The organism is Janthinobacterium sp. C22 (assembly GCF_057919405.1).
This window is the reverse complement of the sequence record NZ_CP193659.1, coordinates 1,584,771-1,599,829: the sequence shown is the minus strand read 5'-3', so window position 1 is coordinate 1,599,829 and position 15,059 is coordinate 1,584,771. Positions and strand designations below refer to the sequence as shown.

Sequence of the window (15,059 nt, the reverse complement as noted above, 5' to 3'; positions counted from 1 at the left end):
AATCCGCTGCGCGGGGCGCTTTGCGCGCCGGCGATGCTCACCGTACTCAAGTACGGTTGCGCTTCTCGGCCACAAATCATCCCCGCTCGCTGTGATTTTGAAGGCCTTTTTTACGCCGCGTATCGAAAGTCGACAGATCAAAAAACACCGTTCCAAATAATGCCGGATTGCATTTTCATGTGTCCGGCATCCTTTCTTTCCTCCCCCGCAGCGCCCCTGCCCGCATAGCCAGCAACCATGCCATTTACGGGTAAAAACGCCGTTCTGCGCCCCCAAGCGGTGCGCCCGGGCGACAGGCACGGCATTTCCCTGCTTTTTCCTCGTGAAAACGTGAAAAACACTTGCATACAAGGTAAATCCACACCAATATTAGCCGTGCGATTAATTGCGCAATTTCCCATGTGTTTGTTAAGGAGGCTCGAAGATGGCAACAGCCAAAAAAACCCCAGTAGCAGCGCCAGCCAAAGCAGCAGCAGCCAAGCCTGCAGCCGCCAAGAAAGCAGCACCCGCAGCCAAGGCAGCAGCTAAACCAGCAGCGGCGAAGAAAGCGGCAGCACCGGCAACACCACGCAAGCCAAACGCAGCATTCATGAAAGCAATGACGCCATCGAAAGATCTGGCCGCCGTTGTTGGCGCAGCACCACTGCCGCGTACGGAAGTGACCAAAAAGGTATGGGATTACATCAAAAAACTCGATCTGCAAGATCCGGCCAACCGCCGCATGATCAATGCGGACGACAAGCTGAAAGCTGTTTTCGGCGGCAAAGCCCAAGTCTCCATGTTTGAAATGACGAAACTGATCTCCGATCATTTGAAATAATCAGATACGCACAGGGCGTTCCGCGCCGTGTGAGTGCCCCGCCGCATGACTGCGAGCGGGGCATTTTTTTGCTGCGGGCATCAACGATGTTGTCGGATGACGGTCTTTCAGACCTAATCCGACCTACGTCCTGACCCCAGCTTTCATTTAAATTCCCACTGCCTCCACGCGGCGCGCACGGCATTCGGATACTCGGCCCTGCCCCGGCTGCCGTTATACCGCCCCAGCGCCAGGTACAAATCGCCCTTTTCCATGTCCAGGTACATGCGCAGGATCGCGCAGCCGTAGCGCAGGTTTGTCTGCATGTGGAACAGCTTGCTGCGGTCATGGTCGCCGATGACGCCCGTCCAGAACGGCATCACCTGCATGTAGCCGCGCGCGCCGGCCAGCGAGACGGCATATTTGCGGTAGGCCGACTCCACCTGGATCAGGCCCAGCACCAGGGCCGGTTCCAGGCCCGCGCGGCGCGCTTCATACCAGACCGTTTCCAGGAATTCCGTGCGCAACTGGGCGTCCGGCAGCTTGCGCTGCAGGCGCTGCGACATCTGCGCCAGCCATTGCTGGTAGCGCTGCAAGTCGGCGGGCGTGGCAAATTTGGGCTGCGGCGGGCGTTCGTCGCGGATCGCATGCGACAGGGCCAGGCGGACGGAGTCGGCCAGCGCCTCCTCCTTCTGGTTGCCGGCCTGCGCCGTGAAGGCGCAGGCCAGGCCGGCGGCCAGCGCGAGCGCGCCGGCCGCCTTGCTTACTGATAGGCGCTTCACTGCGCCATTTGGCCCTGGATGAAGGCGACGATCTCGTCCGGCGCCACGCCAGTGGCTTCCGCATCGCGGCGGCCCTGGTATTCCAGCTTGCCTTCTTTCAGGCCCCGCTCGCCGATGACGATGCGGTGCGGCACGCCAATCAGTTCCCAGTCAGCGAACATGGCGCCTGGGCGCAGGCCGCGGTCGTCGACGATGACGTCCACGCCAGCGCCTTGCAGGGCCGCGTACAGCTTCTCCGTCTCTTCCTTGACCAGTTCGCTGCGGTCCATGCCCATCGGGCACAGCACGACTTCGAACGGCGCGATCGACGCGGGCCAGATGATGCCCTTGTCATCGAAGTTCTGTTCGATGGCGGCGCCGAGGATGCGCGTCACGCCGATGCCGTAGCAACCCATCTGCAACGGCGCAGGCTTGCCGTTTTCGTCGAGGAAGGTGGCTTTCATGCTTTCCGAATACGCCGTACCCAGCTGGAACACGTGGCCCACTTCGATGCCGCGCTCGATGGCCAGCGCGCCCTGGCCGTCCGGCGACGCGTCGCCGGCGACGACATTGCGCAAGTCGGCCACGATGGCAGGCTCGGCCACGTCACGGCCCCAGTTGGCGCCCATGTAGTGAAAACCGGCCTCATTCGCGCCGCAGACGAAGTCGCTCATGTGGGCGACCGTGCGGTCCGCCACCACGGTGACGGGCGCCTTCGTGCCGATCGGGCCCAGGTAGCCGGGGATGGTGCCGTAGACTTCCAGGATTTCCGCTTCCGTCGAGAAACGGTGACCGGCCAGGCCGGCAACCTTGCCCACCTTGATCTCGTTCAATTCATGGTCGCCGCGCAGCAGCAGCATGAAATGCTGTTTCGTGATTTTTTCGTCCTTGCCCGTCGTTTCCACCGTCAGAGCGATGGTTTTCACGGTGCGCGACAGCTCGATGCCCAGCAAGGCGGCCACGGTTTCGCACTTGACGGTGTCCGGCGTGGCCGTTTTGGTCAGCGCCTGGGTGGCGGCCGGGCGCTCGCCGGCTGGCGGCAGCGCTTCGGCCGCTTCCATGTTGGCGGCGTAGTCGGAGGTCGGGCAGTACACGAGCGCGTCTTCACCCGTGTGGGCGATGACGTGGAATTCGTGCGAACCGGAACCGCCAATGGCGCCGTTGTCGGCCGCCACGGCGCGGAATTTCAGGCCGAAACGCGTGAAGATGCGCGTGTAGGCGTCGAACATGACTTTATACGACGCCTGCATGCCGGCCAGGTCGCGGTCGAACGAATACGCGTCCTTCATGGTGAATTCGCGGCCGCGCATCAGGCCGAAACGTGGGCGGCGCTCGTCGCGGAACTTGGTCTGGATGTGATAAAAATTCAACGGCAACTGGCGGTAGGACTTGATTTCCGTGCGCACGACGTCCGTGATGACTTCTTCCGATGTGGGCTGGATCGCGTATTCGCGGCCGTGGCGGTCTTTCACGCGCATCAGTTCGTCGCCCATCTTGGTCCAGCGGCCCGTCTCCTGCCACAGTTCGGCCGGCTGCACGAGCGGCATCAGCAGTTCGATGCCGGCGGCTTTGTTCATCTCGTCACGGATGATGGCTTCCACCTTGCGGATCACGCGCAAGCCCATCGGCATGTAGGTATAGATGCCGGAACCGAGGCGTTTGATCATGCCTGCACGCATCATCAATTGGTGGCTGACGATTTCCGCGTCAGAAGGTGCATCTTTAAGTGTGGAAATAAAAAAACGGGAGGCGCGCATAACGGTGAATTCTTTTTAAAAAGAGAGGGTTATAATCAACCTAATTTTAAAGGATTAGCTGGCTGATGCGTCCATACTTTACACAAATGCGCTCAATTGGTGCGATTCCGGCGCTTTTCGCACCCCGAAAAGGTCACCGGCTTGCGAAGTTGTGGGTAATTATGTAAAAAAGGACGCACTGTCGCAGAAAGTTTGAGGTGCATTATGCTCGACCGTGAAGGGTTTCGGCCCAACGTCGGCATCATCCTGCTAAACGCCCAGAACGAGGTGTGGTGGGGCAAGCGGGTGCGCGAGCACTCATGGCAGTTTCCGCAAGGCGGTATCAAATATGGCGAAACACCGGAACAAGCCATGTTTCGCGAACTTGAAGAGGAAATCGGACTCAGACAGGAACACGTCAAAATTGTCGGCCGCACCCGCGACTGGCTGCGCTATGAGGTGCCAGACCACTTCATCAAGCGCGAGATTCGCGGCCATTACCGTGGCCAGAAGCAGATTTGGTTTCTGCTGAGAATGTGCGCGCGCGATAACGACGTCAATCTGCGCCTGACCGACCATCCCGAGTTCGACGCCTGGCGCTGGCATGAATACTGGGTCCCGCTCGATGTCGTCATTGAATTTAAACGCGATGTATACCAGCGCGCCTTGCAGGAGCTGTCCCGCTTCCTGACCTGGCCCGTGCATGGCAACGCACAGCAAGCGCACCGCCACACGTCGCGCTACCTGCGCCAGCCCCATGCGCCACGGGCACAGGACGGCGCGGCACTGGCCAAGCCTTGCGACGGCATTGCCGCCGAAGGGTGTACGCCGGAGCTGATCTTGCCGGGCAAGGAGTAGTCCGCCGCAATGAACGCACGCTCCCACGCAAAAGGGGCAGCCTGAACAGGCTGCCCCTTTTTCATACCGGCAGGAAACTTCCCTGCCGGTCAGGCTGGCTTAGTTTGCTGCCGGCGCTGGCGCAGCAGCGGGAACGTCGAGCGTGATGGCTTTCAGGCCCAGGATATTGCTGCTGTAATGGCGGATCTTGTTGGCCAGGGCCGGGTCGTTGTTCAGCTTTTGACCGTACGACGGCACCATTTCCACCATCTTCGCCTGCCATTCCGGCGTGGCCAGACGGCTCTTGAATGCCGTTTGCAGCACCTTGATCATGATCGGCGGCGCGGTCGATGCGCCTGGCGAGGCGCCCAGCAGGGCAACGATGCTGCCATCGGCGGCGCCGACGACTTCCGTGCCGAACTGCAGCAAACCGCCTTTGACGGGGTCATCCTTGACGATCTGCACGCGCTGGCCGGCGTTTTGCAGGGTCCAGTCTTCCATCTTGGCGTTTGGCAAGTATTCGCGCAGGGTCTTCAGGCGGTCTTCCGGCGTGTTCATGACCTGTTCCACCAGGTATTTCGTCAGCGGAATATTGTCGTAGCCGGCTTGCAGCATCGGTTTCACATTGCCCGTGCCGATCGAGGCAGGCAAGTCGATCCAGGAACCGTTTTTCAGGAACTTGGTCGAGAAGGTGGCGAACGGGCCAAACAGCAGGGCTTTCTTGCCGTCGATGATGCGCGTGTCCAGATGCGGCACGGACATCGGCGGCGAACCGACGGACGCCTTGCCGTAGACCTTGGCCGCATGCGCCGCCACCAGTTCCGGATTGGTCGTCACCAGCCATTGGCCGCCCACCGGCACGCCGCCGTAGCCCTTGGCTTCAGGAATGCCCGACTTTTCCAGCAGCGGCAGCGAACCGCCGCCGGCGCCGATGAAGACGAACTTGGCGCGCATGGTCTTTTCCTTGCCAGCGGCCAGGTCTTTCACCGTCACGTTCCACACGCCATCGGCGCCGCGCCGGATGTCTTCCACCTGGTGGCGCAGGTGCAGGACCATGCCGTGGCTGTCCGTCAGGTACTTCACCAGGCCGCGCGTGAGGTTGCCGAAATTGACGTCGGTACCGATCTCCATGCGCGTCGCGGCCACTTTCTGGCCCTTGTCGCGGCCTTGCATGACCAGCGGCGCCCATTGCTCGATCTGCGCCTGGTCTTCCGAGTACAGCATGCCCTTGAACAGGTTTTCCTTTTGCAGCGCGGCATAGCGCTTCTTCAAAAAGGCAATATTGTCGTCACCCCAGACAAAGGCCATGTGCGGCACGTTGTTGATGAAGGTTTGCGGCGCGCCCAGGTGCTTGTTGGCTACCTGATAAGCCCAGAATTGCTTGGAAATTTCGAATTGCTCATTGATGGCAACGGCTTTCTTGGTCTCGATGCTGCCATCGGCCGCTTCCGGCGTGTAGTTCAGTTCGGCAAACGCCGAGTGGCCCGTGCCTGCGTTGTTCATCGCGTCCGAGCTTTCGGCGGCCACGGAATCGAGGCGCTCGACCATTTCCATCGTCAGCGAGGGATCGAGTTCCTTGAGCATGCTGCCCAGGGTGGCGCTCATGGTGCCGGCGCCGATCAGCAGCACGTCGACCGGTTTCTCGGACGAGGCCGGAGGGGTCTTGTTACATGCCGCCAGGATCAGGCACGACATCAAAAGTAATAGCGATTTACGCATACGTAACTCCGTTTATGAATACTGAAAGATGATTCTTGCGCGCCACCGTGGCGGCACCATCGCTGTGTTGAATGAAAAACAGCCGGCCAGCCGGAACGCCAGGGCGGCCGGACAGGTCAAGGTTGATGGTGATAGGCATGCTGCCGCGCTCCGGAATAAGCCAGGAGCAAGATCTGGTGGCAAAGGTGCGGGCAATGGAAGCACGCAATGGCAACAAAAATCGCCGTCGTGTCCAGAGCAAATATCAAGAGCGGCGATTTTATCACCGTTATTTGGCGCCGCCGGGCCGTGGCGGTAGTGGATAATACTTACTGCAGGGTATTAAATTGCGGTGACTATCGGGTCATGCCAGCGGGTGCCAGACGGCCAAAAGGGCATCCCCGATGCCTTGAATTGACGTACGCGGTACAATGCCGACTGCCCTTTAGCCATAGTCCTTCCGCCATGTTCAACCCCTCTTCCGACGACGTGCGCCGTTTCTTTTGCGACACCTTGCGCAAGCACCGCGCCCATGACATCCTCACGCCGATGGAAGCCATCGCGCTCGACTGGATCCTCGAACACCCCGAGTATGAAAACGAGCTCTCCGATGTCGAAGCGGCGCTGGCGCGCGATTACTCCGTTGAAGGGGGCCAGGCCAACCCGTTCCTGCACCTGTCCATGCATCTGTCGATCACGGAGCAGGTGCAGGTGGACCAGCCGCGCGGCATCCGCCCGGCCGTCCAGCAGCTGACCCAGCGCCTCGATTCGGCCCATGCGGCCCAGCACGAAGTGATGGAATGCCTGGGCCAGATGATCTGGGCCTCGCAGCGCTCGGGCTTGCCGCCGGATACGGACGCGTATATCGACTGCGTGCGGCGCCGGTAACTCCCAGCTAATATGCTGCACGCGTTTGCTTGATCTGGCATAAGACGTACCGATAAGCAACACTCTACAGTGGCAACTCTAGCCAGAACAGAGTGTGCCATGAGCGCCCCCAGCAACGAACCGGTTAAGCCGGCTACTGATCCGCGCCTTGTCATGGTAGGCAAGATCTGCGGTAGCACCAATTTCAGCCACAGCCTGCTGGACTGCCTGCAGCAGATGCCGTCACCGGGTATCGTCATCTTTGTGCATGGCGTCAATTCCGATGGCGAGTGGTACCACCAGGGCGAGGAAGGCCTGTGCAAGGGCTTGAATACCCGCCTGAAACGCTGCGCTGAGCACCTGACCTACCCTAGCGTGGAAGGTGGACAGTTATGGCCCGTTACCTACCGGCGCGAATTGACGGATGACGGCTTTGTCGACCCCGACCGCACGCCCAACACCTTCATTGCCGAAGCCGGGCACCACTCGCCTGTGATCCAGTTCCGCTGGGGTTACAAGGCCAGTGACCTCGAATTACAGGAATACGGCGCTTCCATTTATCTCAACGAATATGACTACTGGGGCGGCGGGCCTTTCGCGAACGGCTGTTCTTCCTTGCCTGACCTGTGGGGCAATGGCTTGCTCGATACCTTGTTTCTGTGGATACATATCGAACACCTCAACCCCCTCAACGACGCCATGGTGTTTTCGGCGCCGCCCCGCCCATATTTTGTGCTGGCCGCGCTGCGACTGGCGAAGCTGGTCGAATCGATACGCAAGGAACAGGCCGACGTGCCGATTACCCTCGTGTGCCATAGCCAGGGCAATATGATCGGCATGGCTGCCGCCTTCCTGGGCGACAAGATGGCCGATGTGCAAGATGCAGCAGGGATCAACGGCCGCTGCGTGGCCGACACCTATGTGCTGTGCAATCCGCCATACAGCGTACTGGAAGACAATGCCACCGAAGACTGGGTGCAGGGCCAGGAGGCTGACCCCGATGGCAATGTCGGGCGCCAGACCTACCAGGCGCGCATCGAGACCTTGAAAAATTTCTTCAAGATCGTCGGCCAGCAGGCCGATGTGCCGCCGCCTTCAGCAGCGCTGGCGCAACTGGCCGCCAACCACGCGCACGATTTTACGCTCGATAGCGACAGCAGCAAATACCGCTGCGGCCCCGTCGCCACCACACGCGGCAAGGTTACCTTGTATTGCAATCCACATGACCAGGTCATCTCCTCGACCGCCATCCAGGGCATGGGCTGGCGCGGCTTGTGCGCAGCCGAAATCCAGGCGGCGCAAGGAAAGAATGTATTCACGCAGCGGGTGTTTTCCCAAGGCTACCCCGTCGGCAAGCCAGGAATGTATGATTACTGGAGCAAGCAGCACAATCATCCTGAACGGGGCAGCCAGGACTTCTGGATGCCGCATTCGAAGATCGCCGACTATTCCAGCCAGAAAGGGCGATTGGCCAACAGCACGGGAAGCGGCCGCGTCCTGACGCAAGTCGCCGCCCTGGCCTTGATTCCCCTGGCGAAAGGAACGGGCGTGCGCATCAACGCGCTGCCGCCGCGCGACTGGAGCATCCCCGTCAACGCGCCGGCGCTGCCCGAGCCGTTCTTGCCGCAGGCAGTGCAGTACGGCGTGGCCAGCGAGGACTTCGACCAGCTATACAATCCGCGCGGCAGCCTGCGCGATCCACGGCGCAGCCATGCCGCCGGCGATCCATACCACGCCTTGAGCGACGAGCAGATAGGCGCGCCCAAGGGCGACCTCGACAGCCACGCCACCATGCTGTACGAAGACCATGCCCGCGTGCGCTTGATGGCCAAACGCACGGGCCGCACGCCGATGGGAGAGAAGGTCAGCGAGGAAGACCTGCCGGCCACCGCCAGCGAAGAGCACAAGCGATGGCGCGGCGACATCATCACCGCCAACCTGGCCGCCAACCTCGACACGCACGCCACCGATCATTCAACTATCATGACCAATGGCATGCATGCGGAAAAGGCTTTGGCATATGACGTGGCGGTGGGGGTGAACCATATAAGAGAAGAGGCCATGCAAGCATTGCGGATAGCGGCCGATTGGCGACTATTGAAAGGTGTCGATGACAGCGCTCCGCACAAAGCATTCCATGAATATTTTCTTCATGGAAAATTTAAAAAAATGGCCATGCTTGATTGGGTACGAAGTGAAGGCAGCGCTGGCGCCATGCCCGACACTATTGTCAACAAGCGCAGAAACTCGCGCTGGAAGGATCATTGATGCGCATGCTGATCGCCACCCCCAAACTTCGCCTGGGCTGGAGTTGCTGTGCATTTTTCGTGGCTGCCGGCATGGCAGTCTGGTTGACCAGGCAATACGACGTCACTCACCTCACCGATGGAGACATGATGAAGCGTTATCTGTTGATGCCGTTCCTGTTTGCCCTGTTGATGTTTTCTTTACTCAGTGCCTGCGCGATCAAGCCAGTTTCACAAGTCGAGATTGCGGCACCTGCGCAGCCAACCCGGCCTTACATGGCCCAGGTGGTGGGCGTGCAATGGCTCAATCCCTTGCAGCGGCGCGACTATTCGACGGAGTGGCAATTGCTGTGGACCTTGGGGCTGGCCAAGCCCAACCAGAACGATGACAAAGTCAGGGGAAATCCGGCGCGCTTCAGCAAGGTGCAATCGATCGGCATGATTGCGTCAGGTGGCCAAGGAAGGGAAACTTTCAAGGGTTACCATCACAAGTACATTGAAGAATTAATTACTTTGTTCCGCCAGCCCTATTTTGCCAGCTCGAGTTACTTCTACAATGCTCATGCATTGAAAGACAAATCAACGCGTCGCGAACTGGCCGGCATCCGTGTCGAATACGCCCTGCCTGCAGGACGCCTTGATCCCGTCGAGGCCCGAGAGTTTCTACGCGAAACGATTACCGATACCTTCAGCATCGGCAACTCCCACTTTCCCAATTCCTGGACCACGGCAACGCCGCCCGACGTGCGCGTGACGATGGGCGGCGCGAACGCAGGTTTTACCTCGCTGGCGGCGGGCCTGGCATATTTGCAGGCGCATCCCGATAAAACCGTATGGGTGATGAACTGGGACGCGCCCAGCTTTCCACCCAAGGATGAGCAGATCGATGAAAACATCGCTCTCTTGATACTGGCCGGTCCCGACTTCAAGACGCAGCGCGCGCCGCTGGCCTGGCTGGGCTTCCCGGCAACGGCCGCCGTCGCCGACTACCAGGCGGCGAAAGGTCAACCGCCGCGCGCGGTACAGGCATGGGCGGCGGCCATCGAACAGGCGGCGGAGCAGGCCAATCTCGATACTGACAAGATAGCCTATGTGATCCACGACGCGGGCAATAGATATCCGGCATCTTCCGAGCGCATCGGCTCGCTGGCGCAAAGCCTGACCCTGAATTTACCCGATCTGGATTTTACCAAGCAAACCTTCAACACCTCGGCCCTGCTGGGCGAGATGGGGGCCGGCACGGCGCTGACGAATGTGGCGCTGGCCGTCGCCTACGCGAATCATCAGGGCCGGCCGGTGCTGGTGGCGGGCACGGGCGACTTGGAGGCGCCCGTTGTCGTGCTGGTGGCGCCACCTGCGGTGGCGCGCCCCATCGATCCGGAAAAACCCTGGTTCCGCGCACGCGGCGAAGCTTCAGTCTTTTTACCGTGGTGGGGACTGCGCCACGATGCCAAGACCTTGATGCAGGGCTATTCGAACTGAGCTCACAATGGTATGCCGGCAGCCGCCGGCCGCGTGCCCTCGCTCACCTGCGGCCTTAGCAATCCCAGCACCACCTGCAACGCCATGGCGATGGCGCCGACAATGAAGACCACGTCGCCGAAGGTGCGTATCCAGCGCAGGTTCTGCAACAAAGGCTGCTGCATGAAGCCTTCGCTGCGCGCATACCACAAGCCTTCCGTCACGCTGGCGTGGAACTGGATAATGCCAATCGGCAACAAGCTGGTAAAGATCATCAGCGCCAGCCCGCCGTTCAAGCCCCAGAACGCCCACTTCATCAACGCAGGGCTGAAGCGGTAGTCGGGCCGCAGGTAACGCAGCACCAGCAAGGTAAAGCCCAGCGCCAGGAAGCCGTACACGCCGAACAGCGCCGCATGCGCATGCACGGGAGTCGTGTTCAAGCCCTGGATGTAGTACAAGGCCACGGGCGGATTGATCATGAAGCCCAGCACGCCCGCGCCCAGCATGTTCCAGAAGGCGACGGCGACAAAGCACATCAACGGCCAGCGCAGGTTTTCCATCCATGGCGCGCGCTCCTTCAGGCGCCAGTTTTCCCACGCTTCGTGGCCCAAGACGATCAGCGGCACCACTTCCAGCGCACTGAAGCTCGCGCCGATGGCCATCACGGGCGTGGTGGTGCCGGCAAAGTACAGGTGGTGGAAGGTGCCGGGTATGCCGCCGAGCATGAACAGCGAGGCTGACGCCAGGCTGGCCGTCGTGGCCATGCGCACCGACACCAGGCCCAGGGTCGAGAAGATGAAGGCCAGCGCCGTGGTGGCGAAGACTTCAAAAAACCTTCCACCCACAGGTGCACCACCCACCAGCGCCAGTATTCCATCACCGATAAATGCGTGCGCTCGCCGTAGAACAGGCCGGCGCCGTAGAACAGGCCGATGGCGCCCACGGACGCGGTCAAGAGCGCCAGCAGGTTCCTGTCGCCGCCCGGCTGGCGCAGGGCCGGCACGACGCCGCGCAGCATCAGCACGAGCCACAGCAGGATGCCGACGAATTTACCGATCTGCCACAGGCGTCCCAGGTCCACATATTCATAGCCCTGGTGGCCAAGCCAGAAATTCCATTCGGGCGGCATGACTTGCGCGATGGCCAGGTAATTGCCGATGAAGGAGCCGACGACCACCGCGACCAGCGCCCAGAACAGCACGTCGACGCCCAGGCGCTGCCACCTGGGGTCCTTGCCGCCATTGATCAGGGGTGCCAGGAACAGGCCGGCGGCCAGGAAGCCCGTGGCGATCCAGAACAGCGCCGCCTGGATATGCCAGGTGCGCGTGAGCGCATACGGGAACCAGCGCGACACGTCGATGCCGTAGAACTGCTGCCCCTCCACCGTGTAGTGCGCCGTAAAGCCGCCGATGAAGACCTGGAAGATGAACAGCGCCACCACCAGGAACAGATATTTTCCCAGTCCCCGCTGCGAAGGCGTCAGCGCGAAAGTGGTGAGCGGATCGCGCGGACCGGCGGCCGGCAGCGCTTCGTCGTGGTCGCGCAAGAAGGCCCAGCCCCAGACGAGGAAGCCCACGCCGGCCAGCAGCACCACCACGCTGGCGACCGACCAGACGAGGTTTTCGCCGCTGGGCTGGTTGCCGATCAGCGGTTCGTGCGGCCAGTTGTTCGTATAGGTCACTTTCTGGCCCGGACGTTCGGTGGCGGCGGCCCACGCCGTCCAGAAGAAGAACTGCGTCATCTGCGCGCGCCGCGCGGCGCTGGGCAGGGTGTTTTCCTTCATGGCGAAATGCTCGCGGCTGGCGTGCAGCGCAGGCGCGTCGGAGAACAGCTGGTCGTAATAGTGCGCCGTGCTGGCGATGGCTTGCACGCGGCGCGCCGACAGATGCAGCACTTGTTCTTCATCGACCCGGTTGGCGCGGTATTCCAGCTTGAGCGCTTCGCGCAGCGCCGCCTGCGCGGGGCCGTCGAGCGCCGCGTACGCCTTGCCATGCTGCTCTTGCGCGGCCAGTTCCAGCCAGGCCGTCAGTTCGCGGTGCAGCCAGTCGGCCGTCCAGTCGGGCGCCTGGTAGGCGCCGTGGCCCCAGATGGAGCCCAGCTGCATGCCGCCCACGGATTGCCAGGCCGTCTGACCGTCGAGGATGCCCTCGCGGTCGAACAGCTGCCGGCCATCCTGCGCCAGCACTTGCGCGGGAATGGGCGGCGCCTGGCGATACACTTCCGTGCCGTAGTAGCCGAGCAGCGAAAACGTCACGATCAGCACACCGATCAGGGTGAACCAGAGTTTTTTGTAGGGACCCATGGGTCTTTCCTTTGTCAGTGCACCACGGCCGGCGCAAAGCGCTCGAACAGGATATTGTTTTCAGTATGGATGTGCGCCATCAGGTCTTCGCGGAAGGTGCGCAAGCCCGTGTACAGCGCGCGCCAGGTGGTGCAGGCGCCGCCAGGTGCGGTGATATCGTTCGTCATCGCCTCCATGGCGCGCAAGGCCACGCCATGGTCGTCGTGCTCCATGCGCATCACGTTGATAGGCGCACCGGCGCGGGGACCCTGGCCGCGCACGATCATGGGGAACAGCACGTCTTCCTCCTTGCGCATATGGCTTTCCAGTTCCTGCGCCATGGCCGACAGATGTTCCGCCAGCCCGTGCGGACAGTCGGCGCGGTCGCCATGCACCTGCTCGACCTTGCGCGCCAGGCGTATCAGCTCGGGCAGCTGCTCGCGGTGCACGGCGTGGTAGCGCGCCAGGATGTGTTCCACCAGCTCGGTGGCCGGGGCGTCCTGCCAGTCACGCGCGCCGCTGGCGTCAATCCGTCCGGCCAGCACTTGCAGTTCCTTGACGATGGGCGCCGCGTCCACGCCGGCCGCTTCGGCCGCCGCGCGCAGGGTCTTGTTGCCGCCGCAGCAGAAATCGAGGCGGTGCGCATCGAACAGGCGCGTGGCGCCGGGGATGCGGCGGGCCAGCTGGCCCAGGGATAGGTCGATCATTTCCATAGCAGTTCCTTGATGATGAATGGGGGTTGTTTTATTGGACGGCGCCCGCGTGGTAGACGCCGGGCACGGCTTCGCCCGTCACTTCCAGCACGCCCACGGCGCCCTTGCCGGCGCGCGACAGCGCATGGTCGACCAGCAGATAGCTGCCAGGATGCTGTACCTTGAGTTCGACGATGGTCGCGCCGCCCGGTGCGACGAGCGTGGTTTGCACGTCGTGTTTCGGGCTGCTGATCGAGCCTTCGCTGTACACCTTGTCGAAGATCTCGCCGATGATGTGGAACGATGAAATCTTGTTCGGGCCGCCGACGCCGAAATAGATGCGCACGGTCTCGCCGACTTTGGCCTGCAATTTGTGCGTCTTGCTCAGGGCGCCCACTTCGCCGTTGAAAACGTAGTAGTCGGGCAGCTCATTGGCCATTTTTTCCAGGTTCGGTTCCTGGTGCACGGGTGCGCCGTGCGGACGGCCCGTGTACATCTCGCCCTGCATCACGTAATACTCGCGGTCGACCTTCGACAAACCGCCTTCCGGTTCGACCAGGATCATGCCGTACATGCCGGCCGCGATATGCTGCGGCACCAGCGGCGTGGCGCAGTGGTAGACGAACAGGCCCGGATTGAGCGCCTTGAAGGTGACCGTCTTTTCCTGCCCCGGCGCCACCTGCGTGTGCTGTCCGCCGCCATGGCCGCCCGTCACGGCGTGCAGGTCGATCGAGTGGATCATCTTGCTGTCCCTGGCGTTGAACAGGGTCAGTTCCACCGTGTCGCCCACCTTCGCGCGCAGCATCGGGCCGGGCACTTGGCGGTTGAAGGTCCAATACGTAAAACTGGTGCCGTCATCGAGCTTGCCCGGCAATTCCACCGTCTCCATGCGGTATTTCAGCGTTTGCGGCGCGCGCGCGCCGATGGCGGAAGGCACCTGCGCAGGATTGGCGGCCACGCTGACGGCCGATGGATCGGGGCCGCGCATCGGCGACGGCGCGGGCGTGTACAGGGCCAGCGCGGCGGCCTGGCTCGATTCGCCGGCTGCGCTGCCGGCACCGGCGGCCTTCGGTGTCCCGGCTTCGGCCAGCGAGGCGCCGGCGACTTCCAGCTTGCCTTCCATACCGATCTGGCGGTGGCCGGGAATCGAGCAGTAATAGGTGAACGTGCCGGCGCGCGCGACCTTGAAGCGCACGGTGGTGCTGCCGCTATTGGCGCTGAACTTGCTTGATGCCACATTGAGTTCCGGGATCAGCAGGTCGTGCTCGGCGCCTTCGCCGCTTTTCAGCACGAGTTCGACCGTGTCGCCCACCTTGGCCGCCAGCACGGGGTTGACCTGGCCCTTGGCATCGATGAACACCATCTTGCCGTCGACGATATTGGTTTGCAGTTCATAGCGCTTGAGCGCGGCGGCGGCAGAGGGTTGGCTGACAGCGGCCGCAGTGGCGGCGGCGCTGGCCGGCAGGCTCGCCTGGGCTTGCACGGACAGGGGCATGGCCAGTACGCAGACGGCGGCGGCAATGGCGCGGAGGGAGGGAGTCGTTTTCATCAGGCTTTCCTTGGTCTTGTATGCCGGTTCGGCACCCTTACCTAGGCAAACGGTGTGCCAGGAAAAACTTGTTTTAAATCAACGATTTGAAAAATGCACGGTCATCATGACCCTCTTGCACCGTGGTCCGTT

At 61.7% G+C, this 15,059-nt stretch carries 12 protein-coding genes and 1 pseudogene; 6 read left to right on the top strand and 7 right to left on the bottom strand.

All coding sequences use genetic code 11. From position 1 onward, the window contains the following. Positions 1-424 precede the first annotated feature (424 nt). Positions 425-820, top strand: coding sequence for an SWIB/MDM2 domain-containing protein (locus ACRHIG_RS07350; protein WP_071650146.1), 396 nt, complete (start codon positions 425-427; stop codon positions 818-820). Between the two features lie 143 nt (positions 821-963). Here ACRHIG_RS07350 and ACRHIG_RS07345 read toward each other — a convergent pair whose 3' ends face one another. Both ACRHIG_RS07345 and ACRHIG_RS07340 read right to left on the bottom strand, forming a co-directional pair. Beyond that, positions 964-1,581, bottom strand: coding sequence for a lytic transglycosylase domain-containing protein (locus tag ACRHIG_RS07345; RefSeq protein WP_489629789.1), 618 nt, complete (start codon positions 1,579-1,581; stop codon positions 964-966). After that, positions 1,578-3,317, bottom strand: coding sequence for a proline--tRNA ligase (locus ACRHIG_RS07340; protein ID WP_489629788.1), 1,740 nt, complete (start codon positions 3,315-3,317; stop codon positions 1,578-1,580). Before ACRHIG_RS07340 ends, ACRHIG_RS07345 begins: the two co-directional genes overlap by 4 nt. A 204-nt stretch (positions 3,318-3,521) precedes the next feature. Here ACRHIG_RS07340 and ACRHIG_RS07335 point away from each other — a divergent pair, with 204 nt between their 5' ends. Beyond that, positions 3,522-4,154 carry an RNA pyrophosphohydrolase gene (locus tag ACRHIG_RS07335; RefSeq protein WP_070218597.1) on the top strand — a complete coding sequence of 211 codons (633 nt, stop codon included), beginning with the start codon at positions 3,522-3,524 and terminating at the stop codon, positions 4,152-4,154. Positions 4,155-4,253: 99 nt separating this feature from the next. On the opposite strand, the gene mqo is transcribed toward ACRHIG_RS07335, so the two are convergent. Together mqo and ACRHIG_RS07325 are read right to left on the bottom strand one after the other, a co-directional pair. Continuing rightward, entirely contained in the window at positions 4,254-5,852 is a 1,599-nt protein-coding gene (mqo, locus tag ACRHIG_RS07330; RefSeq protein ID WP_409027833.1) for a malate dehydrogenase (quinone), read from the bottom strand. Next, the gene (locus ACRHIG_RS07325; protein ID WP_489629787.1) at positions 5,845-5,991 is read right to left on the bottom strand and encodes a hypothetical protein; all 147 of its coding nucleotides are present in this window, start codon (positions 5,989-5,991) and stop codon (positions 5,845-5,847) included. The genes mqo and ACRHIG_RS07325 overlap by 8 nt, the downstream gene beginning before the upstream one ends. On the opposite strand from ACRHIG_RS07325, the gene ACRHIG_RS07320 reads away from it, so the two are divergent. The 4 genes from ACRHIG_RS07320 to ACRHIG_RS07305 all read left to right on the top strand — a co-directional run bounded on the left by ACRHIG_RS07320 (position 5,990) and on the right by ACRHIG_RS07305 (position 10,426). Then, positions 5,990-6,157 carry a hypothetical protein gene (locus tag ACRHIG_RS07320; RefSeq protein WP_489629786.1) on the top strand — a complete coding sequence of 56 codons (168 nt, stop codon included), beginning with the start codon at positions 5,990-5,992 and terminating at the stop codon, positions 6,155-6,157. The two genes, ACRHIG_RS07325 and ACRHIG_RS07320, sit on opposite strands and share 2 nt — an antisense overlap. Positions 6,158-6,296: 139 nt before the next feature. After that, positions 6,297-6,719, top strand: coding sequence for a DUF1841 family protein (locus tag ACRHIG_RS07315; RefSeq protein WP_071321999.1), 423 nt, complete (start codon positions 6,297-6,299; stop codon positions 6,717-6,719). A gap of 153 nt (positions 6,720-6,872) precedes the next feature. Next, positions 6,873-8,966, top strand: coding sequence for a T6SS effector phospholipase Tle3 domain-containing protein (locus ACRHIG_RS07310; protein WP_489629785.1), 2,094 nt, complete (start codon positions 6,873-6,875; stop codon positions 8,964-8,966). 128 nt (positions 8,967-9,094) lie between these two features. Beyond that, positions 9,095-10,426, top strand: coding sequence for a hypothetical protein (locus ACRHIG_RS07305; protein WP_489629784.1), 1,332 nt, complete (start codon positions 9,095-9,097; stop codon positions 10,424-10,426). A gap of 2 nt (positions 10,427-10,428) precedes the next feature. On the opposite strand, the pseudogene ACRHIG_RS07300 reads toward ACRHIG_RS07305, so the two are convergent. From ACRHIG_RS07300 to nirK, 3 genes and pseudogenes are all read right to left on the bottom strand, one after another. Beyond that, a pseudogene (locus ACRHIG_RS07300) lies at positions 10,429-12,707 on the bottom strand (nitric-oxide reductase large subunit). Between the two features lie 14 nt (positions 12,708-12,721). Beyond that, positions 12,722-13,399 (bottom strand): iron-sulfur cluster repair protein YtfE, encoded by a 678-nt coding sequence (gene ytfE, locus ACRHIG_RS07295; RefSeq protein ID WP_489629783.1) that lies wholly within the window; start codon positions 13,397-13,399, stop codon positions 12,722-12,724. Positions 13,400-13,430: 31 nt separating this feature from the next. After that, positions 13,431-14,927 (bottom strand): copper-containing nitrite reductase, encoded by a 1,497-nt coding sequence (gene nirK, locus ACRHIG_RS07290; RefSeq protein ID WP_489629782.1) that lies wholly within the window; start codon positions 14,925-14,927, stop codon positions 13,431-13,433. Positions 14,928-15,059 lie beyond the last annotated feature (132 nt).

Bases quoted from the DNA above. Each gene is read 5' to 3' on its own strand.
- ACRHIG_RS07350 (WP_071650146.1), top strand. From the start codon at position 425: ATGGCAACAGCCAAAAAAACCCCAGTAGCAGCGCCAGCCAAAGCAGCA.
- ACRHIG_RS07340 (WP_489629788.1), bottom strand. From the start codon at position 3,317: ATGCGCGCCTCCCGTTTTTTTATTTCCACACTTAAAGATGCACCTTCT.
- ACRHIG_RS07335 (WP_070218597.1), top strand. From the start codon at position 3,522: ATGCTCGACCGTGAAGGGTTTCGGCCCAACGTCGGCATCATCCTGCTA.
- mqo (WP_409027833.1), bottom strand. From the start codon at position 5,852: ATGCGTAAATCGCTATTACTTTTGATGTCGTGCCTGATCCTGGCGGCA.
- ACRHIG_RS07320 (WP_489629786.1), top strand. From the start codon at position 5,990: ATGCTGCCGCGCTCCGGAATAAGCCAGGAGCAAGATCTGGTGGCAAAG.
- ACRHIG_RS07325 (WP_489629787.1), bottom strand. From the start codon at position 5,991: ATGCCTATCACCATCAACCTTGACCTGTCCGGCCGCCCTGGCGTTCCG.
- ACRHIG_RS07315 (WP_071321999.1), top strand. From the start codon at position 6,297: ATGTTCAACCCCTCTTCCGACGACGTGCGCCGTTTCTTTTGCGACACC.
- ACRHIG_RS07310 (WP_489629785.1), top strand. From the start codon at position 6,873: ATGGTAGGCAAGATCTGCGGTAGCACCAATTTCAGCCACAGCCTGCTG.
- ACRHIG_RS07305 (WP_489629784.1), top strand. From the start codon at position 9,095: ATGAAGCGTTATCTGTTGATGCCGTTCCTGTTTGCCCTGTTGATGTTT.
- ytfE (WP_489629783.1), bottom strand. From the start codon at position 13,399: ATGGAAATGATCGACCTATCCCTGGGCCAGCTGGCCCGCCGCATCCCC.
- nirK (WP_489629782.1), bottom strand. From the start codon at position 14,927: ATGAAAACGACTCCCTCCCTCCGCGCCATTGCCGCCGCCGTCTGCGTA.